Annotated in this window: 15 protein-coding genes and 1 pseudogene; 12 read left to right on the top strand and 4 right to left on the bottom strand. The window is 71.4% G+C overall.

Annotation, left to right across the window (positions count from 1 at the left end):
• Positions 1-45: 45 nt before the first annotated feature.
• Positions 46-972: a LysR family transcriptional regulator gene (locus ACQEVZ_RS02880; RefSeq protein WP_433360865.1), complete on the bottom strand. Its 927-nt coding sequence runs from the start codon at positions 970-972 to the stop codon at positions 46-48.
• A gap of 72 nt (positions 973-1,044) precedes the next feature.
• Here ACQEVZ_RS02880 and ACQEVZ_RS02875 point away from each other — a divergent pair, with 72 nt between their 5' ends.
• From ACQEVZ_RS02875 to def, 3 genes are read left to right on the top strand one after another with little or no spacing between them, the layout of a single operon-like run.
• Entirely contained in the window at positions 1,045-1,947 is a 903-nt protein-coding gene (locus ACQEVZ_RS02875) for a DMT family transporter (protein ID WP_433360862.1), read from the top strand.
• Between the two features lie 11 nt (positions 1,948-1,958).
• Positions 1,959-2,882: a DUF4240 domain-containing protein gene (locus ACQEVZ_RS02870; RefSeq protein ID WP_433360859.1), complete on the top strand. Its 924-nt coding sequence runs from the start codon at positions 1,959-1,961 to the stop codon at positions 2,880-2,882.
• Positions 2,883-2,901: 19 nt separating this feature from the next.
• Entirely contained in the window at positions 2,902-3,426 is a 525-nt protein-coding gene (gene def / locus ACQEVZ_RS02865) for a peptide deformylase (RefSeq protein WP_433360856.1), read from the top strand.
• Positions 3,427-3,478: 52 nt separating this feature from the next.
• Here the strand turns inward: def and ACQEVZ_RS02860 are convergent, their stop codons facing one another.
• Both ACQEVZ_RS02860 and ACQEVZ_RS02855 read right to left on the bottom strand, forming a co-directional pair.
• Positions 3,479-4,975: a S8 family serine peptidase gene (locus ACQEVZ_RS02860; protein WP_433360853.1), complete on the bottom strand. Its 1,497-nt coding sequence runs from the start codon at positions 4,973-4,975 to the stop codon at positions 3,479-3,481.
• A 171-nt stretch (positions 4,976-5,146) separates the two neighbouring features.
• On the bottom strand, positions 5,147-6,673 hold the full coding sequence (locus ACQEVZ_RS02855; RefSeq protein WP_433360850.1) for a sigma-70 family RNA polymerase sigma factor: 1,527 nt from the start codon (positions 6,671-6,673) through the stop codon (positions 5,147-5,149).
• A 312-nt stretch (positions 6,674-6,985) separates the two neighbouring features.
• On the opposite strand from ACQEVZ_RS02855, the gene ACQEVZ_RS02850 reads away from it, so the two are divergent.
• The 9 genes and pseudogenes from ACQEVZ_RS02850 to ACQEVZ_RS02810 all read left to right on the top strand — a co-directional run bounded on the left by ACQEVZ_RS02850 (position 6,986) and on the right by ACQEVZ_RS02810 (position 20,149).
• The gene (locus tag ACQEVZ_RS02850) at positions 6,986-9,043 is read left to right on the top strand and encodes a family 43 glycosylhydrolase (protein ID WP_433360847.1); all 2,058 of its coding nucleotides are present in this window, start codon (positions 6,986-6,988) and stop codon (positions 9,041-9,043) included.
• A 17-nt stretch (positions 9,044-9,060) separates the two neighbouring features.
• Positions 9,061-10,512 (top strand): annotated as a pseudogene (locus ACQEVZ_RS02845) (endo-1,4-beta-xylanase); the annotation flags it as partial.
• Positions 10,513-10,553: 41 nt separating this feature from the next.
• The gene (locus ACQEVZ_RS02840; protein ID WP_425552303.1) at positions 10,554-12,038 is read left to right on the top strand and encodes a non-reducing end alpha-L-arabinofuranosidase family hydrolase; all 1,485 of its coding nucleotides are present in this window, start codon (positions 10,554-10,556) and stop codon (positions 12,036-12,038) included.
• Between the two features lie 62 nt (positions 12,039-12,100).
• On the top strand, positions 12,101-13,228 hold the full coding sequence (locus ACQEVZ_RS02835; RefSeq protein ID WP_433360843.1) for a ricin-type beta-trefoil lectin domain protein: 1,128 nt from the start codon (positions 12,101-12,103) through the stop codon (positions 13,226-13,228).
• Positions 13,229-13,230: 2 nt separating this feature from the next.
• Positions 13,231-14,859: a glycoside hydrolase family 27 protein gene (locus ACQEVZ_RS02830; protein ID WP_433360840.1), complete on the top strand. Its 1,629-nt coding sequence runs from the start codon at positions 13,231-13,233 to the stop codon at positions 14,857-14,859.
• 2 nt (positions 14,860-14,861) lie between these two features.
• Positions 14,862-16,679 (top strand): family 43 glycosylhydrolase, encoded by a 1,818-nt coding sequence (locus ACQEVZ_RS02825; protein WP_433376593.1) that lies wholly within the window; start codon positions 14,862-14,864, stop codon positions 16,677-16,679.
• Between the two features lie 173 nt (positions 16,680-16,852).
• Positions 16,853-18,325, top strand: a complete 1,473-nt coding sequence (locus ACQEVZ_RS02820) for an endo-1,4-beta-xylanase (RefSeq protein ID WP_433360837.1) — start codon at positions 16,853-16,855, stop codon at positions 18,323-18,325.
• 63 nt (positions 18,326-18,388) lie between these two features.
• A complete protein-coding gene (locus tag ACQEVZ_RS02815) occupies positions 18,389-19,900 on the top strand; it encodes an alpha-N-arabinofuranosidase (RefSeq protein ID WP_433360834.1) in 1,512 nt (503 codons plus the stop codon).
• 48 nt (positions 19,901-19,948) lie between these two features.
• Positions 19,949-20,149: an STAS domain-containing protein gene (locus ACQEVZ_RS02810; protein WP_433376590.1), complete on the top strand. Its 201-nt coding sequence runs from the start codon at positions 19,949-19,951 to the stop codon at positions 20,147-20,149.
• 18 nt (positions 20,150-20,167) lie between these two features.
• On the opposite strand, the gene ACQEVZ_RS02805 is transcribed toward ACQEVZ_RS02810, so the two are convergent.
• Complete coding sequence (locus tag ACQEVZ_RS02805) at positions 20,168-21,358, bottom strand: EAL domain-containing protein (protein ID WP_433360831.1); 1,191 nt, start codon at positions 21,356-21,358, stop codon at positions 20,168-20,170.
• Positions 21,359-21,418 lie beyond the last annotated feature (60 nt).

Raw genomic sequence — 21,418 nt, 5'->3', positions numbered from 1 at the left:
GGCGGGTGGGGGTCGCGTCGCGGGTGACGGTGCCGTCGGCCAGGGTCAGGTCGAAGCCGCTGTCACGCGGGCCGCCAGGTCCTGCACGGCCGCGTGGAACGCCGTCAGCGCGGGCGCCGGCGGGGTGTCGCGGGTGACGGTGACCAGGCGGCGCCGCAGCGTCGACTCGGCGAGGTCGCGGACGGCGAGCGCCGGGTCGCCGGGCGGCAGGGCGAGCGGCGGCATCAGGGCGACCGCGGCGCCGACCCGGACGAGCTCCAGCTGCACGTCGGCGTCGTTGGAGCGGTGCCGCACGTCGGGCTCGTAGCCGCCGAGCGCCCGGCACGTGCCCTGGACCATCGCGTGGTGCCCGGTGCCTTCGGCGGACGCGGTCCACACGTCGTCGCGCAGCTCGGCGATCGCGACCGGACCGCCGTCGCCGGCCAGGGGATGCGCGGCCGGGAGCACCACCCGCAGCGGCTCCTCGAGCAGGACCGCGAAGCGCATCCCGGCGGGGCGCGGCCGTGGATGGCCGTCGTACTCGTCGCCGATCACCAGGTCCACCGTGCCGAGCCGCAGGCCGGGCAGCGCCTGCTCGAGCTCCAGCTCGAAGATCTCCACCCGCACCCCCGGCCGCTCGGCCCGCATCCGGGCGACGGCGGGCACGAGCAGCCGCCGCGCCGCGGACTGCAGGCCGCCGGCGCGGACGGTGCCGCGGATGTCGCCGCCGAGCGCGGCCAGGTCGGCCTCCGCCGCCTCGGCGGCCGACAGCAGCACCCGCGCGTGCCCGGCGAGGAGGCGGCCGGCGTCGTTGAGCCGCACCCCGCGCCCGGCCTTCTCCAGCAGCGGGGTGCCGACGTCCTTCTCCAGCAGCGTCAGCTGCTGCGAGACCGTCGACGGGCTGTAGCCCAGCGCGGCGGCGACCGCGGCGAGGGTGCCGCGCTCCTCGAACTCGCGCAGGAACCGCAGCCGGCGCAGATCCAGCGCGACCATGCGGGAATCCTAACGAATCAGCACCGGGAATCATCGCTGGACCTGCACGGTTTCATGGTCAACGCTCGGCGCATGGGTCCGGCACTGTGTCTCGTCTCCGCGGCGTGCTTCGGCGCGCTCGCGATCTTCGGCAAGTTCGCCTACGACGCGGGCGTCTCGCCCGGGGCGCTGCTGCTGGTCCGCTTCGTCCTCGCCGCCGCGCTGCTCTGGCTCGTCCTGCTGCTGCGCCCCGAGCTGCGCGGCGGCGCGTCGTCGCGGCGCGCCGTCGGCACCGCCCTCGGACTCGGCGCGATCGGCTACGCCGCCCAGGCGAGCCTGTTCTTCGCGGCGCTGCGCCTCATGGACGCCTCGCTGCTGTCGCTGATCCTGTACACGTTCCCGGTCCTGGTGACCGTCGCGGCGGTCCTGCTCGGCCGCGACCGCCTCACCCCCCGCCGCGGCGCGGCCCTCGTCGCCGCGTCGACCGGCACGCTGCTGGTCCTGCTCGGCACGGGCAGCGTGAGCTTCCACCCGCTCGGCGCGCTGCTCGGCTTCGGCTCCGCGGTCGTCTACACCGTCTACATCCTGGTCGCCGACACGGTCGTGCACAGCATGCCGCCGGTGCTGCTGTCCGCGCTGGTGATGACGGGCGCCGCCGGTACCCTCGCCGCCAACGCCATGCTGAACGGCGGTGTCGGCCTGAGCTTCGCCCCGGTGGGTTGGCTGTGGCTGGGCTGCATCGCGGTCGTCTCGACGGTCGCGGCCATGCTGACGTTCTTCGCCGGCCTCCAGCGCACCGGCCCGTCCACCGCCGCGATCCTGTCCACGTTCGAGCCGGTCGTCACGACCGCCCTCGCCGCCGTCCTCCTCGGCGAGTCCCTGACCCCGGTCCAGCTCACCGGCGCCGCCCTCGTGCTCGCCTCCGCCGTCGTCCTGCAGACGGCGGCTCGCAGGGAACCCGCCGTTTCGCCCGTCGCCGCAACGGTGGCGGACTAGCTTGGGCGGTGATGAACAGCGACGACTTCTGGCGGCTGATCGACGGCGTCCTCGACCTGCCGTTCGACGCGCGGGCGGCCCGGCTGGTGGACCTGCTCGCCGCGCGGGTGGAGGGCGACATCACCGGCTTCGAGGACCGCCTCGCCGAGGCGCTGCACCGGCTGGACACGCCGGCGCACGCCGTGGCGCACGGTGACGCGTTCCTGTACATCCGCTGCGCCGCGGTGCTGTCCGGATCGCGGGCGTACCAACGCATCGTCGAGGACCCGCCGTCGCTGCTCGCCCTGGCCGACGTCGAGGCGGAGGAGCTGCTGTTCGTGGCGTCCACGGCGTACGAGCGGGTGACGGACCGGCCCTGGGAGCACCGGGCGCCGGTGAGCTACGAGAGCGGCACCAGCGCCGCGTGGGGCCGGCCGGCCGAGGACGGCACGGATGAGTGGCAGCCGGCGTGGCTGAGCTGGTCCGGTGGCTACGGCCTCGGCGTCCAGATGTCTGCGGAGTACGAGCTGACGCGGCTGCACCTGGTCGAGGCGCTGGACGCGACCGAGGAGTGGCGGCAGTGGTGGAGCGCCGCGCCGGCACCAAAGGCCGACGTCACGTTCGTCGTCGACCCGGGCATGCCGGAGCAGACGAAGGTCCGGAGAGGGCGCAAGGTCGTGCGGGCCGAGGTGGTCCGCGACCGGCACGGGTTCGCCGGCGCCCCAGGCGCCACGGAGCCGGAGAAGGCCCGCGACGACCTGGTCGCGGTGCTGACCATCACCGCGGAGCAGCTCCGGATGCCGGCGATGCCGCAGTTCCCGCCGATGCCTGTGCTGTCCGAGGAGGAGCTGCGCAACCAGCGCCGGGCCCACGAGGAGTCCGCCGAGATCGATCGCATGGCCGCCGAGTTGGTGTCCCGTCACCTCGGCCAAGGCGTGTGGGGCGGCATGCCCTGACGGTATTTAGAATGCGACGATGCCGATCACCCGGGGCGCGGCCCGCCCGATCACCTACTACGGCACGCCGGTGCTGCACCGCCGGTGCGCCGACGTCACCGCCTTCGACAAGCCGCTCGCCGCGCTGATCGACGACATGTTCGCCTCCATGTACGCGGCGGCGGGCGTCGGCCTCGCCGCCAACCAGATCGGCGTGGACCTGCGGGTGTTCGTCTACGACTGTCCGGACGACGACGGCGTCCGCCATGTCGGGCACGTCGTCAACCCGGTGCTGCAGGAGGCGTCCGCGCTCGCCGGGACGGCCACCGACACCGAGGGCTGCCTGTCGGTGCCAGGGCCCCGCGCGGAGCTGCCGCGGGCCGCGGTCGCGACGGTGACGGGCTTCGACCGCAACGGCGCGCCGATCACGGTGACCGGCACCGGGTTCTTCGCCCGGTGCCTGCAGCACGAGTGCGACCACCTCGACGGCACCGTGTACGTCGACCGGCTCCCGGCGCAGCGGCGCGAGCGGCTGCTGCGGGAGGCCGGGCTGCGCAGCTCTTGACGAAAGGGCGGGCCCGGCGAATGCCGTGCCCGCCCCCTTCACGACGGACTGGTCAGGACCAGGTGCCGCCGGCCCAGCCGTCGCTGGACCAGGTGCGGCCCGACCAGGTGCCCGCCGACCACGTCCGGCCGGACCAGGTGCGGCCGGACCACGCGGGATCGCTCCAGCCGGCGGCGGCGCTGCCGGCCCACGGCGCGGCGGCCCACGTCGCCGACGCCCACGTCCGGGACGCCCAGGACGTGCCGGTCCAGTCGTTGCCGGCGATCTGGTAGCCCAGCCACGAGCCGCCGGACCACGACGGCGTGGTCGACTTGGCCCACTGGGCGCCGTTGAACGAGCCCCAGATGGTGCGCTCGCCGGTGAGCTTCACGCCGTCGAGGGTGAGGCTGCTGGTGCCGCGCGAGCCCTGGAGCGAGCCGGTGCCGCTGGACAGTTGCAGCGCCGGCGCGGTGACGGTCGTGCCGGTGCGGGCGAGCGCGCCGTTGACGTTGAGCGTTGCCAGGCCGAGGGACTTCGCCGTGCCGGTGCCGAGCGCGGTGGCGCCCTTGACCAGCCAGTCCTTGACCTGGTTGGGGGTGGCGGCCGGCTTCGCCTGCAGCACCAGCGCGGCGGCCGCGGTGACGACGGCGGTGGCCTGCGAGGTGCCGCTGCCCTTGAACAGGGTCTCGCCGACCCGCGCCGACGGGTAGAGGTTGTCGACGTTGGAGCCGGGGACGCGCAGCGACGCGATCGACGTGCCCGGGGCGAGCAGGTCCACCTGACCGGCGACGCCGGCGGTGGTGGTCGAGGCCAGGTTGGTGAAGGTGGCCAGGGTGTCGTCGGTCGTGGCGGTGGTGCCGTTGGTGGCGGTGGCGCCGACGGCGAGGACCCAGTCGTCGACGGCCGGGTTGGTGAGCGTGCCGGCGGCGTTGCCGTTGTTGCCGGCCGCGGCGACCACGACGATGCCGGCCTGCCACGCCTTCTCCACCGCGAACTGCAGCGGGTCGGTCCACGACTGCCCTGAGCCGCCCGAGCCGTAGGACAGGTTCAGCACCCTGATCGGGTTGGCGGCGTCGTCGTTGCGGTGCGCCACGACCCAGTCGATCGCGGCGATCATCTGCGACACGTCGACGGCACCGGTCGACGTGCCGATCTTCAGCGAGGTCAGCTTGACGCCGGGGGCGATGCCCTTGGTGCCGGTGGCGGTGTCGTTGCCGACGATGATGCCGGCCATGTGCGTGCCGTGGCCGTAGGTGTCCAGGTACCGCAGGTTCGCGGCCTGCGACTCGAACGACAGGTCCGGGCCGTTGACGACCTGCGCCGCGGGCAGCCCGGGCACAGACGCGACACCCGTGTCGATCAGGGCCACGCCGACGCCCTTGCCGGTCAGTGTCGCCGCGGTGCCGGTGTCGGCGCCGATGGCCGACCGCACCTGCGCCAGGGTGGTCGCCGACGCGGCCGTGTCCGCGGCCTTGACGACCGCGTGCGCCTGCCCCGCGGCGAGCGCGACCGCGGCCGGCGCCAGCAGCGCGCCCGCCGCGGCGGCCCGCAGTCTTTTGGCGATGTTCACGGTTGGGAGCTCCGTCCTTGGAGGTGATCTCTTCGACCCCAACCATGACCGTCGTCGGTTGCGGTTCCACCGGGCGCGGCGACGAACTGTCCGGCCACCCGACACGAACTGCCCACCCGGTGTCCGCCGGTCGGTTCGACGCTCACCGATCAGCAACCGGACCGCACCGCTTCAGAGAGCGGGCCGGATGCGGAAGGAGCACTCGACCCGGAACGCGGCGCTGCCGTCGTCCTGGTCGACCCAGAGCTGCTCGCCGCGGTGGTGCAGGAACCAGCCAGGGTAGATCTGCGCGTCCAGCACGACCGTGCCCTCCGTCGCACCGGCGCGGGGGCAGAACGTGGCGTCACCGCGGAACAGCGGCGTGCCCTCGTCCCGGCTGAGCTGGAACCGCCAGGACGCGTGCCGCAGGAACCGGCCGTCGTCGGCGCGGAACGTGAAGCACGCCGGGTCGGCCAGCCCGGCGAGCACCGTGAACGTCGCGCGGCGCCGTTGCGCGGCGTCGCCGTCCGCCGGGACCGCCGCGAGCACGCCGAGGCCGTCGACGGTCGTGACGAACAGCCCGGGCTCGTGGGCCGACTCGATCGACACGGTCCGTCCGGGCGCCAGGGTCGCGGTGCGTGCCGGCGGCGAGCCGGTGGCGGCGGTGGTCGCCGGCGGTTTCGACGCCGGCCCGGCGGGGGTGGCGGTGGTTGTGGCGGTGGTCGTGGCGGGCGGCACCCGGACCGCCGTCGTCGTCGCTGTCTGCAGCCCCTGGGACGGCGGTGGGTCGGCGGGCAGGGTGGCCACGGTGACGGCGGCGCCGGCGGCAACGGCGACGGCCACGGTCGCGGCGAGGGGGTGCGCCGCGAGGATCTGGGCGAGGTGACCGAACACCCCGGCCTGGACGGTCGCGCCGAGGGTGGCCTTGCCGATCAGGCCCGAGCTGAGCGTGGCCGGGACCGGCAGCAGCGCGAACCCGGGCAGCAGCCGGTCCGCGCTGATCAGCCCCTCGGCGGCGGGAGCACAGACCCGGCAGGTGCGCACGTGCCGGGCGAGGCGCTTGCGCCACAGCGGGCCCGGCGTGCCGTCCCAGCCGGCGACGAGCGCGTCGAGGTCTGGGCACCTGGGCGTGGCGTCCAGCGCGGCCACGATCTCGCGGCTCAGGTCGAGCTGGTGGCGCATGCGCTGGACGCGGACGGCGGCATGGGCGACGCTGACGCCCAGCGCCCCGGCCAGCTCGGTGCGGCTGAGCACGCCGGCATGCTCCAGCCACCACAGCGGCAGCAGCGCGCGGTCGGCGGGGTCGAGCCACCGGGCGGCCCGCCTGACCTGGCGGCGCTGGCCGGACAGCTCCAGGCGCAGCCCGGTGACGTCCTCGACCTCGGCGCCCGCGTCCGGCACGTCGGCCGCCTCGTCCAGCGGGGCCATCCGCCGCGCGGCGGTGCTGCGGCGGTGCAGGTGGGTGCTCACCTGATGGACCGCGATCGCCGCCAGCCAGGCCCGGAAGCTCTCCGGCTGGTGCAGTGCCGGCAGCCGCCGCACGGCCCGCAGCATGGTGTCCTGCACGACGTCGTCGACGTCGGCGTGCCCGTCCAGCGCGCGGCGGACGATCGTGTAGACCAGCGGCAGGCCGGCCGTGACGAGCCCGTCGACGGCCCGCCGGTCACCGGCCCGGGCCGCCAGCACGAGGTCCGTTTCGTTCACGTCGGTGGTTCGCATCGTCACATCGCAGTCACAGCATTCACCGTGCAACCGCCCGGCATGGTCGTTGACTGTCACCGACAACCGGCCGCCGCGTCAAGCATCCGGCGGGTGCGACCATGTGCTCCCGCCATGCATAACACAAATCCGTCGGCTTCTTTGTTGTTATTCACGGGCCGCCGGAAACGTCGCAGGAATTCACGGATGAAAATTTCGGCGATGTTACGTCACGAAAGACATCGCGTGTCCGTGGCCTCTTGAATGTTCGCATTCGGTCTGGCAATCTCGCGGTCTGGATGTGAGCGCTAACACGATTTCGAGGAGCACCGCATGGCGGTCCGTAACAAGGCGTCGGGCATCGTCACCCTGCTCGTCGCGACCCTGGTCGGCGGTGCGGTCGCCGTCACGAACATGACCACCGCATCGGCCGCCACGGTCGACACGAGCGCCTCCTACGTGCTGGTCAACCGCAACAGCGGCAAGGCCCTGGACGTCTACAACTTCTCCACCGCCGACGGCGGGCGCATCACGCAGTGGACCCGCGGCGACGGCGCGAACCAGCAGTGGCAGTTCGTCGACTCCGGCGGCGGTTACTACCGGATCCGCTCCAAGCACTCCGGCAAGGTCCTCGACGTCTCGAACTTCTCCACCGCCGACGGCGGGACCGTCGTGCAGTGGTCGGACCTCAACGGCACCAATCAGCAGTGGCGGCTCGCCGACTCCGCCGACGGTTACGTGCGGCTCATCAACCGCAACTCGGGCAAGGCCCTGGAGGTGCAGGGCGCCTCGACCGCCGACGGCGGCAACATCGTGCAGTACGCCGACTGGGGCGGCAACAACCAGCAGTGGCAGCTCGTGAAGCTCGGCGGCACCAACCCCACCACGCCGTCCGGGCAGTACAACAACCCAGTCGTCTGGCAGGACTTCGCCGACGGCGACATCATCCGGGTCGGCGACGCCTACTACTACTCGGCGTCGACGATGCACTACTCGCCGGGCGCGCCGATCCTGCGCTCCTACGACCTCGTCAACTGGGAGTACGCCGGGCACTCGGTGCCCCGGCTGGACTTCGGCTCCAGCAACTACGACCTCAGCGGCGGACGGGCCTACGTCAAGGGCATCTGGGCATCCACGCTCAACTACCGCAAGTCCAACAGCACCTACTACTGGCTCGGGTGCGTCGAGTTCAACCGTACCTACGTGTACACAGCGTCGGCGGTGGACGGCGCGTGGCAGAAGCGGTCGCAGATCAACAACTGCTACTACGACGCCGGGCTGCTCGTCGACGACAACGACACCATGTACGTCGCGTACGGCAACAGCACGCTCAGCGTCGCCCAGCTGTCCGCCGACGGGCTCAGCCAGGTCCGGACCCAGCAGGTGTTCACCACGCCGTCGAGCGTCGGCACCCTCGAAGGCTCGCGCTTCTACAAGCGCAACGGCAGCTACTACATCTTCGTGACCCGGCCGGCCAACGGCCAGTACATCCTGAAGTCCAGCAGCCCTTGGGGTCCGTACGAGATGCGGCAGGTGCTGCTCAACATGCCGAGCCCGATCTCCGGTGGCGGCACCCCGCACCAGGGCGGCCTGGTTCAGACGCAGAACGGCGACTGGTACTACATGTCCTTCGTCGACGCCTACCCCGGCGGCCGCGTCCCCGCCCTCGCCCCGATCACCTGGAGTGCGGACGGCTGGCCGAGCGTGCAGACCGTCAACGGCGGCTGGGGCGCCTCCTACCCGAGGCCGAACATCAGCACCACGAAGACCGTCAAGCCGATGATCGGTGCCGACACGTTCACCGGCACGGCGCTCGGCCCGCAGTGGGAGTGGAACCACAACCCCGACACCTCGAAGTTCTCCACCGGCAGCGGTCTGCGGCTGCAGACCGCGACGGTGACCAGCGACCTGTACCAGGCCCGCAACACCCTCACCCACCGCATCCAGGGGCCGACGTCGACCGCCACGATCGAGCTCGACTACTCCGCGCTCACCGACGGCGACCGGGCCGGCCTGGCCATGCTGCGCGACTCGTCGGCCTGGATCGGCGTCAGGCGTGACGGCACCGCCACCCGGGTGTCCATGGTCAACGGTCTGGCCATGAACAGCAGCTGGGGCACCAGCAGCACCGGCTCGGAAGCGGCGAGCGCCGCGGTCTCCGGCGGGCGGATCTGGTTGCGGGTCACCGCCGACATCAGGCCCGGCTCCGGCCGGCAGGCCCGGTTCTCCTACAGCACCGACGGCACCAACTTCACGTCGCTGGGCACCGCGCTGACGCTCAACAACGCGTGGCAGTTCTTCATGGGCTACCGCTACGCGATCTTCAACTACGCCACCAAGGCGCTCGGCGGCACCGCCACCGTCACGCGCTTCGAGATGACCGCCCCGTAAGCGAGAGGGACTCCACCATGAAATTCCGAAGACTCCGCGTGATCCTGCCGCTCGTGGCGGCGACCGTGCTGGCCGGCGGCGCCGCGGTGCTGCTGGGCGGCTCCGCCGACGCCGGCACCACCCTCGGCACCTCCGCCGCGGAGAAGGGCCGTTACTTCGGCGCCGCCGTCGCCGCCGGCCGCCTCGGCGACAGCACCTACGCCGGCATTCTCGACCGCGAGTTCAACGCGATCACGCCCGAGAACGAGATGAAGTGGGACGCCACCGAGCCCAACCAGGGCCAGTTCCGCTGGACCGGCGGAGACCAGATCGTCGCGCACGCCCAGGCCCACGGGCAGAAGGTTCGCGGGCACACCCTCACGTGGCACGCCCAGCAGCCCGGCTGGGCGCAGAACATGTCCGGCAGCGCGCTGCGCAACGCGATGGTCAACCACATCACCCAGGTCGCCACCCACTACAAGGGCAAGGTCTTCGCCTGGGACGTGGTCAACGAGGCGTTCGCCGACGGCGGCAGCGGCGGCCGGCGCGACTCCAACCTGCAGCGCACCGGCAACGACTGGATCGAGGTCGCGTTCCGTACCGCGCGGGCCGCCGACCCGGGCGCGAAGCTCTGCTACAACGACTACAACACCGACGGCATCAACGCCAAGAGCACCGGCATCTACAACATGGTGCGGGACTTCAAGTCCCGCGGCGTGCCGATCGACTGCGTCGGCTTCCAGTCCCACCTCGGTAACTCGGTGTCCGGCGACTACCAGGCCAACCTGCAGCGCTTCGCCGACCTCGGCGTCGACGTGCAGATCACCGAGCTGGACATCGCCGGCGGCAACCAGGCGAACAACTACGCGACGGTCGTGCGCTCCTGTCTCGCCGTCTCCAGGTGTACGGGCATCACCGTCTGGGGCATCCGGGACAGCGACTCGTGGCGTACCGGCGAGAACCCGCTGCTCTTCACGGCCTCCGGCGCGAAGAAGGCGGCCTACACCTCGACCCTGAACGCGCTCAACGCCGGCACGAACCCCGGCCCGACCGGCTCCACGGGCGTGGACACCAGCGCCTGGTACGTGCTGGTCAACCGCAACAGCGGCAAGGCCGTCGACGTGTACGACTTCGCCACGAACGACGGCGGCCGGATCACCCAATGGACGCGGACCGGCGGCGCCAACCAGCAGTGGCAGTTCGTCGACTCCGGCGGCGGCTACTACCGGATCCGCTCCAAGCACTCCGGGAAGGTCCTCGACGTCTCCAACTTCTCCACCGCCGACGGCGGGACCGTCGTGCAGTGGACGGACCTCAACGGCACCAACCAGCAGTGGCGGCTCGCCGACTCCGGCAGCGGCTACGTCCGGCTGATCAACCGCAACTCCGGCAAGGCCCTCGAGGTGCAGGGCGCCTCCACCGCGGACGGCGGCAACGTCGTGCAGTACGCGGACTGGGGCGGCACCAACCAGCAGTGGCAGCTCGTCCGCGCATAACTGACACCCCGTCGAAGAAGGAGCACACCCCGCACATGAGCACCTATCGAACACGACGCCGCATCGGCCTCGCCGCGGCCGCCATGGCCCTCGTCGGCGGCGGCGTGGTGGTCCTCAACATGACGACCGCCGCGGCCGCCACCGTCGACACCAGCGCCTCGTACGTCCTGGTCAACCGCAACAGCGGCAAGGCCATCGACGTGTACAACTTCGCCACCAACGACGGTGCCCGGATCACCCAGTGGGCCCGCAGCGACGCCTCCAACCAGCAGTGGCAGTTCGTCGACTCCGGCGGCGGCTACTACCGGCTGAAGTCGAAGCTGTCGTCGAAGGTCCTCGACGTGTACAACTTCTCCACCGCCGACGGCGGGTCCGTCGTGCAGTGGTCGGACCTCAACGGCACGAACCAGCAGTGGCGGCTCGCCGACTCGTCCGACGGGTACGTGCGGCTCATCAACCGCAACTCCGGCAAGGCCCTGGAGGTGCAGGGCGCCTCGACCGCCGACGGCGGCAACATCGTGCAGTACGCCGACTGGGGCGGCAACAACCAGCAGTGGCAGCTCGTCCGCGTCGGCGGCACCACGCCCACCACGCCGGGCAACACCGGCGGCGGCTGCACGCTGCCGTCGTCGTACCGCTGGTCGTCGACGGGGTCGCTCGCCAACCCGCGCTCCGGCTGGGTGTCGTTGAAGGACTTCACCAACGTCGTCTACAACGGCAAGCACCTGGTCTACGCCACCACGCACGACACCGGGTCGACGTGGGGGTCGATGAACTTCGGCCTGTTCACGAACTGGTCCGACATGGGCTCCGCCGCGCAGAACGGCATGAACTTCGGTGCGGTCGCGCCGACGCTGTTCTACTTCGCGCCGAAGAACATCTGGGTGCTCACCTACCAGTGGGGCGGCGCGGCGTTCAACTACCGCACGTCCAGCGACCCGACCAACGCCAACGGCTGGTCCTCGCCGCAGACGCTGTTCTCCGGCAGCATCTCCGGCTCCGGCACCGGCCCGATCGACCAGACGATCATCGGCGACAGCCAGAACATGTACCTGTTCTTCGCCGGTGACAACGGCAAGATCTACCGGGCCAGCATGCCGATCGGCAACTTCCCGGGCAGCTTCGGCTCCTCGTACACCCAGATCATGAGTGACTCCACGAACAACCTGTTCGAGGGCGTCGAGGTGTACAAGGTGCAGGGCCAGAACCAGTACCTGATGCTCGTCGAGGCGATCGGCAGCCAGGGCCGCTACTTCCGGTCGTTCACGTCCTCCAGCCTGAGCGGCTCGTGGACCCCGCAGGCGGCGACGGAGAGCAACCCCTTCGCCGGCAAGGCCAACAGCGGCGCCACGTGGACCAACGACATCAGCCACGGCGACCTGGTCCGCAGCAACCCGGACCAGACGAAGACCGTCGACCCGTGCAACCTGCAGCTGCTGTACCAGGGCCGCTCCCCGAGCTCCGGCGGCGACTACGGCCTGCTGCCCTACCGCCCGGGCGTGCTGACCCTGCAGCGCTAGCCCGTTCCCACGGCCGGCCGCCTCCACGGGCGGCCGGCCGTCCTATTCCAGGAGGCACCGCCATGCGTACGGCACGACACTGGCTCATCGCCGCGGCCCTGACCGCGGCACTGACCGCCGCGGGCGCCGCAGCCCTGACCGCACCCGCCTCGGCGGAGTCCAACGGCGGCGTGCGGATCATGCCGCTCGGCGACTCGATCACCGAGGGCACCCAGGTCCCCGGCGGCTACCGCATCGGTCTCTGGCAGCGGCTCGCCGCCGGCGGCTACCGCAACGACTTCGTCGGCTCGCAGTTCAACGGGCCGGCGTCGCTGTGGGACCACGACCACGAAGGCCACCCGGGCTGGCGGATCGACCAGATCGACGCCAACATCACCGGCTGGCTGCGCACCACGACCCCGCGCACCGTCCTGCTGCACATCGGCACCAACGACATCCTGCAGAACTTCAACGTGGGCGGCGCACCCGGCCGGCTCTCGACCCTCGTCGACCACATCACCGCCGCCGCGCCGAACGCCGACGTGTTCGTCGCCAGCATCATCCCGCTGAGCAACAGCGGGCAGGAGTCGGCGGCCCGCACCTTCAACGCCACCATCCCGGGCATGGTGCAGGGCAAGGCCAACGCCGGCAAGCGGGTCCACTTCGTCGACATGCACGCCGCGCTCACCACCGGCGACCTCATCGACGGCGTCCACCCCACCGCCGGCGGGTACGACAAGATGGCCGCCGCCTGGTACACCGCGCTGCGGGCCGTCCCCGGCAGCATCGGCGACCCGGGCACCCCGACCAGCCCGGGCACCCCGACCGGCGGCACCGGCGACGCGCTGGCGAGCGCCGCCTCCGGGCGCTGCCTCGACGTGCCGGGGAGCAACTCGGCGAACGGCACCCAGCCGATCATCTGGGACTGCAACGGCGCGGCCAACCAGCGCTGGACGCTCAACGGCCAGGCGCTGCAGTCGCTCGGCAAGTGTCTCGACTCGCCGACCGGTGCCACCGCCGGCAGCAAGGTCCAGCTGTGGGACTGCCACGGCGGCACGAACCAGCGCTGGAACCTCAACAGCAACGGCACGATCAGCAACGCGCAGTCGGGGCTGTGCCTCGACGTCGCCGGCAACGCCACCGCCAACAACACCCCCGTGCAGCTGTGGACCTGCACCGCGGCGGCGAACCAGCGCTGGACAAGGAGATGAGCATGAGACGTTTCGGTGTGCTCGCGGCCGCGGTGGCGGTGCTGACCGCGGGCATCCTCGCCGCCGTCGTGCGCGGCCCGGACGCGCAGGCCCTCGAGAACGGCGTGGCCCGCACCCCACCGATGGGGTGGAACAGCTGGAACACGTTCGGCTGCAACATCAACGACGCGCTGATCCGGCAGATGGCCGACGCGATCGTCAGCAGCGGGATGCGGGACCTCGGCTACAAGTACGTCGTCGTCGACGACTGCTGGATGAACTCCACCCGCGACGCGCAGGGCAACCTGCAGGCCAACGCGAGCCGGTTCCCGAACGGGATGAAGGCCCTCGGCGACTACCTGCACTCCCGTGGCCTGCTGTTCGGGATCTACCAGGCGCCGCTGGACAAGACGTGCGCGCAGTACTTCGGCAGCTACCCCGGCGCGACCGGCAGCCAGGGCCACGAGGCGCAGGACGCCCGGCAGTTCGCCGCGTGGGGTGTGGACTACCTCAAGTACGACTGGTGCTCGCCCAACGGCTCGATCAGCGAGCAGGTGACGACGTTCGCGAAGATGCGGGACGCGCTCGCCGCGACCGGCCGGCCCATCGTGTACAGCATCAACCCGAACAGCATCCACGCGAAGACCGGCCCACAGCGCAACTGGGGCGACGTGGCCAACCTGTGGCGCACCACCGAGGACATCACCAACACCTGGGACTCGGGCCAGACCAACGGCTACCCGATGGGCATCCAGAACATCGTCAACGTCACCGTGCCGCTGGCCGGGTACGCCGCGCCGGGCCGGTTCAACGACCCCGACATGCTCGAGGTCGGCCGCGGCGGCATGAACGACACCGAGATGCGCAGCCACTTCGCGCTGTGGGCGATGCTGGCGTCGCCGCTCATCGCCGGCAACGACATCCGGTCGCAGAGCGCCGCGACCGCGACGATCCTCAAGAACCAGAACCTGATCGCGATCAACCAGGACAGCCTCGGCCTGCAGGCGACCCAGGTCTCCAACGACGGCACCCGGCGCGTGCTGGCCAAGCGGCTCGCCAACGGCGACGTCGCGGTCGCGCTGTTCAACCAGGGCGGGTCGGCCACCACGGTCAGCACCACCGCCGCCGCGGCCGGCAAGTCCGGCGGTTCGTTCACGCTCCGCGACGCGTGGACGAACGCCACGAGCACCACGACCGGCGGCATCAGCGCGACCGTTCCCGCGCACGGCACCGTCGTGTACCGGGTGTCCGGCGGCGGGACGAGCACCCCGCCGGCCGGGTCGACGCTCGTCAGCGCCGCGTCCGGGCGGTGCCTGGACGTGCCGAACAGCAGCACGGCCAACGGCACCCAGCCGGTCATCTGGGACTGCAACGGCGGCACCAACCAGCGCTGGACGGTCGACGGGCAGACGATCCAGGCCCTCGGCAAGTGCCTCGACGCGCCCGTGAACGCGACCGCCGGCGCCAAGGCGCAGCTGTGGGACTGCAACGGCGGGACGAACCAGCAGTGGACCCTCAACGCCGACGGCACCGTCCGCGGCACCGCATCCGGGCTGTGCCTGGACGTCGACCACAACCTCACCGCCAACGGCACCGTGGTCCTGCTCTGGACGTGCACCGCCGCGGCGAACCAGCGCTGGACGAGAGGATGACGATGCGACGACTCGCCGGCCTGCTGCTGCTGATCGGCGCCGCCATCGTGGTGGCGGGCCCGACAGCGCCGGCGCGGGCGGACAACCCGATCGTGCAGACCGTCTACACCGCAGACCCCGCACCGCTCGTGTACGACGGCCGGGTCTACCTGTACACCGGACACGACGAGGACAACTCGACCTACTTCACCATGAAGGAGTGGCGGGTCTACTCCTCCGCCGACATGGTGAACTGGACCGACCACGGCTCGCCGATGAGCCTCGCGACCTTCTGCTGGGCCAGCGCCAATGCGTGGGCCGGGCAGGTCGTCAACCGCAACGGCAGGTTCTACTGGTATGTGCCGGTGACGAACCGCGCGACCGGCCGGATGGCCATCGGCGTCGGCGTCTCCAACAGCCCCACCGGACCGTTCACCGATGCCATCGGCCGGCCGCTGGTGGAGAACAACGAGATCGACCCGACCGTCTTCATCGACGACAACGGCCAGGCATACCTGTACTGGGGCAACCCCAACCTCTGGTACGTGCGGCTGAACACCGACATGATCTCCTACTCCGGCGGCGTCACCCAGATCCCGCTCACCACGTCAGGGTTCGGCACCCGCACCGGCAACGCGAGCCGCCCCACGCTGTACGAGGAAGGCCCCTGGGTCTACAAGCGCAACGGCCTCTACTACAACGTGTTCGCCGCCAAGTGCTGCTCGGAGTTCATCGGCTACTCCACCGCGCCCGGCCCGACCGGGCCGTGGACATACCGCGGCACCGTCATGCCCACGCAGGGCGGCAGCTTCACCAACCACGCCGGCGTCGTCGACTTCAACGGCGGGTCGTACTTCTTCTACCACAACGGCGCGCTGCCCGGCGGTGGCGGCTACACCCGCTCCGTGGCCGTGGAGAGGTTCAGCTACAACGCCGACGGCACCATCCCGACGATCACCATGACCAGCGGCGGCGCGCCGCAGGTCGGCACGCTCGACCCGTACGTGCGGCAGGAGGCCGAGACGATCGCCTGGGAGACCGGCGTGGAGACCGAGCCCTCCAGCGAGGGCGGCATGAACGTCGGCTGGATCGAGAACAACGACTCGATCAAGGTCAAGGGTGTCGCGTTCGGCGGCGGCGCCACGTCGTTCACCGCCAGGGTCGCCTCCGCCACCAGCGGCGGCCGCATCGAGCTGCACCTCGACGGCGTCAACGGCCCGCTCGTCGGCACCTGCACCGTCGCCGGCACCGGCGGCTGGCAGAGCTGGACCAGCGTCACCTGCCCGGTGAGCGGCGCGACCGGCACCCACGACCTGTACCTGAAGTTCGCCGGCGGCAGCGGCAACCTGTTCAACGTCAACTGGTGGCAGTTCACCGGAGGCGGCGGCAGCGGCGGCGGGAACCTCCTCGTCAACGGCACGGCCGAGAGCGGCACGTCGGGGTGGAGCATGTTCGGCAGCGGCACGCTGTCGGCGAGCGGCACCGCGCACGGCGGCAGCCAGTCGCTGCTGGTCACCGGGCGGACCGCCGCGTGGAACGGCGCCGCCCAGGACGTGACCGGCAAGCTGGCCAACGGCAGGACCTACACGGCGAGCGCCTGGGTCCGCAGCGCGAGCGGCACGCCCAGCGCGAAGGTCATGCTGGCCGTCACCGCCGGCGGCACGACCAGCTACGTGCAGCTGGCCCCGGCGACCGCCGTCAACACCGGCGGCTGGACACAGCTGTCCGGCACCGCGACCGTTTCCTGGACCGGCACGCTGACCGGCGCCACCTTCTACGTCGAAACGACCGCGGGCACCGACAACTTCTATCTCGACGACGCGTCCCTGCAGATTTCGTAATTTGTGTTATGCCGCACCGGTTCCGCAGGTCGCATCGGCGCTGATCGAGTTTTTGCGAAAAACCTTGTCGGAATCGGTGCGGCGGCACATGATCGCCGTACATCAATCCCGAATCGACGTCCAGCCGTTTCCGCCGAAACGTCTGGGCGTCCTGGTGACGCAAGGAGTTCAGGATGGCGGAAAATCACTTCGCCCATCGACGCCCACGGCGGCGCCCGCCGTTGATCGCGCTGACCGCCGGTGTGGTCGGCGTCGTGGTGGCTGCGGTGGCTGCGGTGATGATGCCGGCGGCGGACGCGGCGGCGAGCACGCTGGGTGCGGCGGCGGCGCAGTCGGGCCGGTATTTCGGCACGGCGGTCGCGGCCGGTCGGCTGGGCGACTCGACGTACACGACGATCGCCGGCCGTGAGTTCAACATGATCACGGCCGAGAACGAGATGAAGCCGGACACGACGGAGCCGCAGCGGGGGGTGTTCAACTTCAGCTCGGGCGACCAGATCTACAACTGGGCGACCCAGCGGGGGATGAAGGTCCGGGGTCACACCCTGGCCTGGCACTCGCAGCAGCCGAGCTGGTGGGGCGGGATCAGCGGCTCCACCCTGCGGCAGGCGATGATCGACCACATCAACGGGGTGATGGGCCACTACAAGGGCAAGCTCGCCTACTGGGACGTGGTGAACGAGGCCTTCAACGAGGACGGCAGCCGCCGCCAGTCCAACCTGCAGGCCACCGGCAACGACTGGATCGAGGTGGCGTTCCGCACCGCCAGGAACGCGGACCCGTCGGTGAAGCTGTGCTACAACGACTACAACATCGAGAACTGGTCGTACGGCAAGACGCAGGGCGTATACCGGATGATCCAGGACTTCAAGTCCCGAGGCGTGCCGATCGACTGTGTCGGGCTGCAGACCCACTTCACCGGCGGTAGCTCGCTGCCGGGCAACTTCCAGACGACGCTGTCGAGCTTCGCCGCGCTCGGCGTGGACGTGGCGCTGACCGAGGTCGACGTCACGAACTCCTCGACGTCGCAGTACGGCGGGCTGACCCAGGCCTGCATGAACGTGCCCCGCTGCGTCGGCATCACCGTCTGGGGCGTGCGGGACAGCGACTCGTGGCGGTCCAACGAGAGCCCGCTGCTGTTCGACGGCGGCGGCAACAAGAAGGCCGCCTACACCTCGGTCCTCAACGCCCTCAACGCCGCCGGCCCCACCTCCTCGCCCACCGGCCCCACCTCCTCGCCCACCGGCGGGCAGTCCTCGCCGCCGCCCACCGGCGCGAAGCGCATCGTCGGCGCCCAGTCCGGCCGCTGCATCGACGTGCCGAACTCCTCCCGCACCAACGGCACGCGCGTGCAGCTGTACGACTGCCACGGCCAGACCAACCAGCAGTGGACGTACACGTCGAGCCGCCAGCTGACCGTGTACGGCAACGTGTGCCTGGACGCCGCCGGGTCCGGCAACGGGTCGGCCGTGCAGATCTACAGCTGCAACGGCCAGGCCAACCAGCAGTGGAACATCAACAGCAACGGCACCATCACCAGCGTGCAGTCCGGACGGTGCCTCGACGTCTGGGGCACCGGCAACGGCCAGCAGGTCCAGATCTACGACTGCAACGGCCAGGCCAACCAGCGGTTCAGTCTCAGCTAGTTTCGTCCGGTGAACGGTGGCCGTGCGGCTTCCCGCACGGCCACCTCTGCTGAGGAGGTCCGCATGCTGCTCGCGAACGTCACCGTCGACCGTGCCTTCGTCGTCGGGCCGGTGCGCCGGCGGACGTTCGGCTCGTTCGTCGAGCACCTCGGCCGGTGCGTGTACACCGGCCTGCACGACCCGGGGCACCCGACCGCCGACGCGGACGGCTTCCGCGGCGACGTCGTCGACCTGGTCCGCGAGCTCGGCGTCAGCACCGTCCGGTACCCGGGCGGGAACTTCGTGTCCGGGTACCGGTGGGAGGACGGCATCGGCCCGCGGGCGCAGCGACCGGCCCGGCTCGACCTGGCCTGGCACTCGACCGAACCGAACACCGTCGGCGTCGACGAGTTCGTCCGCTGGGCGCGCAAGGCCGGCGTCGAGCCGATGATGGCGGTCAACCTCGGCACCCGGGGCATCCAGGGGGCGCTGGACATCCTCGAGTACTGCAACATCCGCGGCGGCACGGCATGGTCGGACCGGCGGCGGGCGAACGGCGCCGAGGAGCCCCACGACATCCGGATGTGGTGCCTGGGCAACGAACTGGACGGCCCGTGGCAGACCGGGCACAAGACGGCCCACGAGTACGGGCGGCTCGCCGCCGAGACCGCGCGCGCCATGCGGCAGGTCCAGCCCGACCTGGAGCTGGTCGCGTGCGGGTCGTCAGGCTCCGGCATGCCCACGTTCGGCGAGTGGGAACGCGTCGTGCTCACCGAGACCTACGACGTGGTCGACCTGGTCTCCGCGCACGCCTACTACTGCGAGGAGGACGGCGACCTCGCCTCGTTCCTCGCCTCCGCCGTCGACATGGACCACTTCATCGACTCGGTCGTCGCCACCGCCGACGCGGTCCGCGCCGCCCGCAAGGCCACCAGGCGCATCCACGTCTCGTTCGACGAGTGGAACGTCTGGTACGCCGGCCGCGCCGAGTCCCGCCCGCCGACCGGCGACGACTGGCCGATCGCCCCGACCCTGCTGGAGGACCGCTACAACGTCGCCGACGCCGTCGTCGCCGGAAGCCTGCTGATCTCGCTGCTGCGCCACACCGACCGCGTCCACGCGGCGTCGCTCGCCCAGCTCGTGAACGTCATCGCGCCGATCATGACCGAGCCCGGCGGCCGGTCCTGGCGGCAGACGACGTTCCACCCCTTCGCGCTGACCGCCCGCCACGCCGCCGGTGAGGTCCTGCGGGCCGCGATCGACGCCCCGGTCCACGACACGACCCGCTTCGGCCCGGTCTCCGCCGTCGACGCCGTCGCCACATACGAGCCTTCGACGGGCGACCTGGTCCTGTTCGCCGTCAACCGATCCGTGTCGCGGCCGGTCGCCCTGACCTTCCACCCGCGAGGCTTCCCCCGCCTGCGGATCGTGGAGGCGCTGACCCTGTCCAACCCGGACCACACCTGGTCCGCGACGCCCGACGACCCGACGTCGGTCCTGCCCCACCCGAACCCCTCGGCGACCGCCGACGACGACACCGTCCGCGTCGACCTGCCGCCGGTCTCCTGGACCATGCTCCGCCTACGCCTGCCCTGAGCTGCGGCGCGTGTACGAGGACCGGGCGGTGTCGACAGAGCCGTCGACATCGGCGAGGTGCGGCTGCTCGGCTCGCAGGGCATCCGCTGCCTGCTGAATTTCCGCGACTACGTGCAGCATCGCGGCGGCCGGATGATCGTCGTCGGCCCGACGACGATCGTGCGGCAGGTCCTGGAGATCACCGGGCTGCTCGACCTGTTCGAGGTGCCGGCCGAGGCAGGGCCGGACGGGACCACGTCAAGGGGCTGAGCGGCGCCCGGGGCCGGGTCAGACGAAGGCGTTGAGCAGCGCCCGGCCGAGCTGGACCGCGAGGGTCATGTCGTCGGTGAAGGTGATGCCGAACGCGCCGTCCGGTCTGGGCCTGGCGCGCAGCACGACGGCGCTGTGCGCGGTGACGGCGACGGCGGTGAGCGCGTCGTCGTCGGTGGTGACGAGGTCGGGGCGGCAGACGCGGACACCGGGCACGGCTGCGGGCAGCGCGCCGGCGACGCCGCGGAAGGCCAGGTCCACGCCGCCGAGGGCGGCCGCCCAGCGGGTGAGGGTGGTCGTGTCGCGGCCGGCGCACAGCACCGACGCGGGAGTGTGCCAGCGCCGCGCGCGGCGCAGCAGCGACTGCCACAGGTCGTCGACCGTGTCGGCGCCACCGGTGTGCGTCACCGGGACCACGCCGGCGGCCGGTTCGGCGGTGTGGAGGTCGACGGCGCCGGCGAACCTGCCGGCGTCGAGCGCGTCGAGCGGTCCCGGACGGCCGAAGAGCCAGCCCTGTCCCCAGTGGGCGCCGAGCGCGGCGGCGGTCGCGCGGTCCGCCTCGGTCTCGATGCCCTCGGCGATGACGGTCGCGCCCACCCGGTGCGCGTAGCCGGCGACGGCGGCGGCCGTGTCCACGGTGTCGGGCCGGTGCGGGGAGCGCAGCAGGCTCATGTCGAGCTTGACGACGTCGGGCGCGACGAGCGGCATGAACGCCAGCGACGCCGGCTCGACGCCCACGTCGTCCAGGGCGACCCGGTTGCCCCAGGAGCGGGTCACGTCGGCGATCTGCAGCATCCGGGCGGGCTGCCGGGTCAGGGCGCGTTCGGTGAACTCCAGCACGATCTTGAACGGCAGGCCGCTGTTGATGACGGCGATGAGCTCCGGGGTGAGCGGCCGGTCCAGGACCGCCGGTTCGGCGTTGATGAACACCAGCGGCGGGGCCGCGGCGGCGTCGCGGGCCTGCCCCAGCGCGCGGGTCGCGCACAGCTGGTCGATCTCCGGCAGCAGGTCCGCCGCCGCGGCGGCCGCGAACAGCTGCGCGGGCATGTGCAGGTCGGAGCCGGCGGGCCCGCGGGCGAGCGCCTCGACCCCGACGACGTCGCCGGTGGTGAGGTCGACGATCGGCTGGTAGATCGGGGACACGTCGCGGTCGCGCAGCAGCCGTACGACGGCGGCATCGGCAACCGGGAGGGTCGTGCTGCGCGTCATCGGGCTCACCAATCGTCCGCGGGTTCGTGCAGGCTCGACATCGGTCACGGCCGCCGGGAC

It is taken from the genome of Dactylosporangium sp. CA-152071 (assembly GCF_050936335.1).
Classification (GTDB): Bacteria; Actinomycetota; Actinomycetes; order Mycobacteriales; family Micromonosporaceae; genus Dactylosporangium; species Dactylosporangium maewongense.
The sequence above is the reverse complement of the archived record's forward strand: the minus strand, read 5'-3'. Positions and strand labels throughout refer to the sequence as shown.

Excerpts from the sequence above, each read along its gene's own strand:
- ACQEVZ_RS02880 (WP_433360865.1), bottom strand. The coding sequence starts at position 972 with ATGGTCGCGCTGGATCTGCGCCGGCTGCGGTTCCTGCGCGAGTTCGAG.
- ACQEVZ_RS02875 (WP_433360862.1), top strand. The coding sequence starts at position 1,045 with ATGGGTCCGGCACTGTGTCTCGTCTCCGCGGCGTGCTTCGGCGCGCTC.
- ACQEVZ_RS02870 (WP_433360859.1), top strand. The coding sequence starts at position 1,959 with ATGAACAGCGACGACTTCTGGCGGCTGATCGACGGCGTCCTCGACCTG.
- def (WP_433360856.1), top strand. The coding sequence starts at position 2,902 with ATGCCGATCACCCGGGGCGCGGCCCGCCCGATCACCTACTACGGCACG.
- ACQEVZ_RS02855 (WP_433360850.1), bottom strand. The coding sequence starts at position 6,673 with ATGCGAACCACCGACGTGAACGAAACGGACCTCGTGCTGGCGGCCCGG.
- ACQEVZ_RS02850 (WP_433360847.1), top strand. The coding sequence starts at position 6,986 with ATGGCGGTCCGTAACAAGGCGTCGGGCATCGTCACCCTGCTCGTCGCG.
- ACQEVZ_RS02840 (WP_425552303.1), top strand. The coding sequence starts at position 10,554 with ATGAGCACCTATCGAACACGACGCCGCATCGGCCTCGCCGCGGCCGCC.
- ACQEVZ_RS02835 (WP_433360843.1), top strand. The coding sequence starts at position 12,101 with ATGCGTACGGCACGACACTGGCTCATCGCCGCGGCCCTGACCGCGGCA.
- ACQEVZ_RS02830 (WP_433360840.1), top strand. The coding sequence starts at position 13,231 with ATGAGACGTTTCGGTGTGCTCGCGGCCGCGGTGGCGGTGCTGACCGCG.
- ACQEVZ_RS02825 (WP_433376593.1), top strand. The coding sequence starts at position 14,862 with ATGCGACGACTCGCCGGCCTGCTGCTGCTGATCGGCGCCGCCATCGTG.
- ACQEVZ_RS02820 (WP_433360837.1), top strand. The coding sequence starts at position 16,853 with ATGGCGGAAAATCACTTCGCCCATCGACGCCCACGGCGGCGCCCGCCG.
- ACQEVZ_RS02815 (WP_433360834.1), top strand. The coding sequence starts at position 18,389 with ATGCTGCTCGCGAACGTCACCGTCGACCGTGCCTTCGTCGTCGGGCCG.
- ACQEVZ_RS02805 (WP_433360831.1), bottom strand. The coding sequence starts at position 21,358 with ATGACGCGCAGCACGACCCTCCCGGTTGCCGATGCCGCCGTCGTACGG.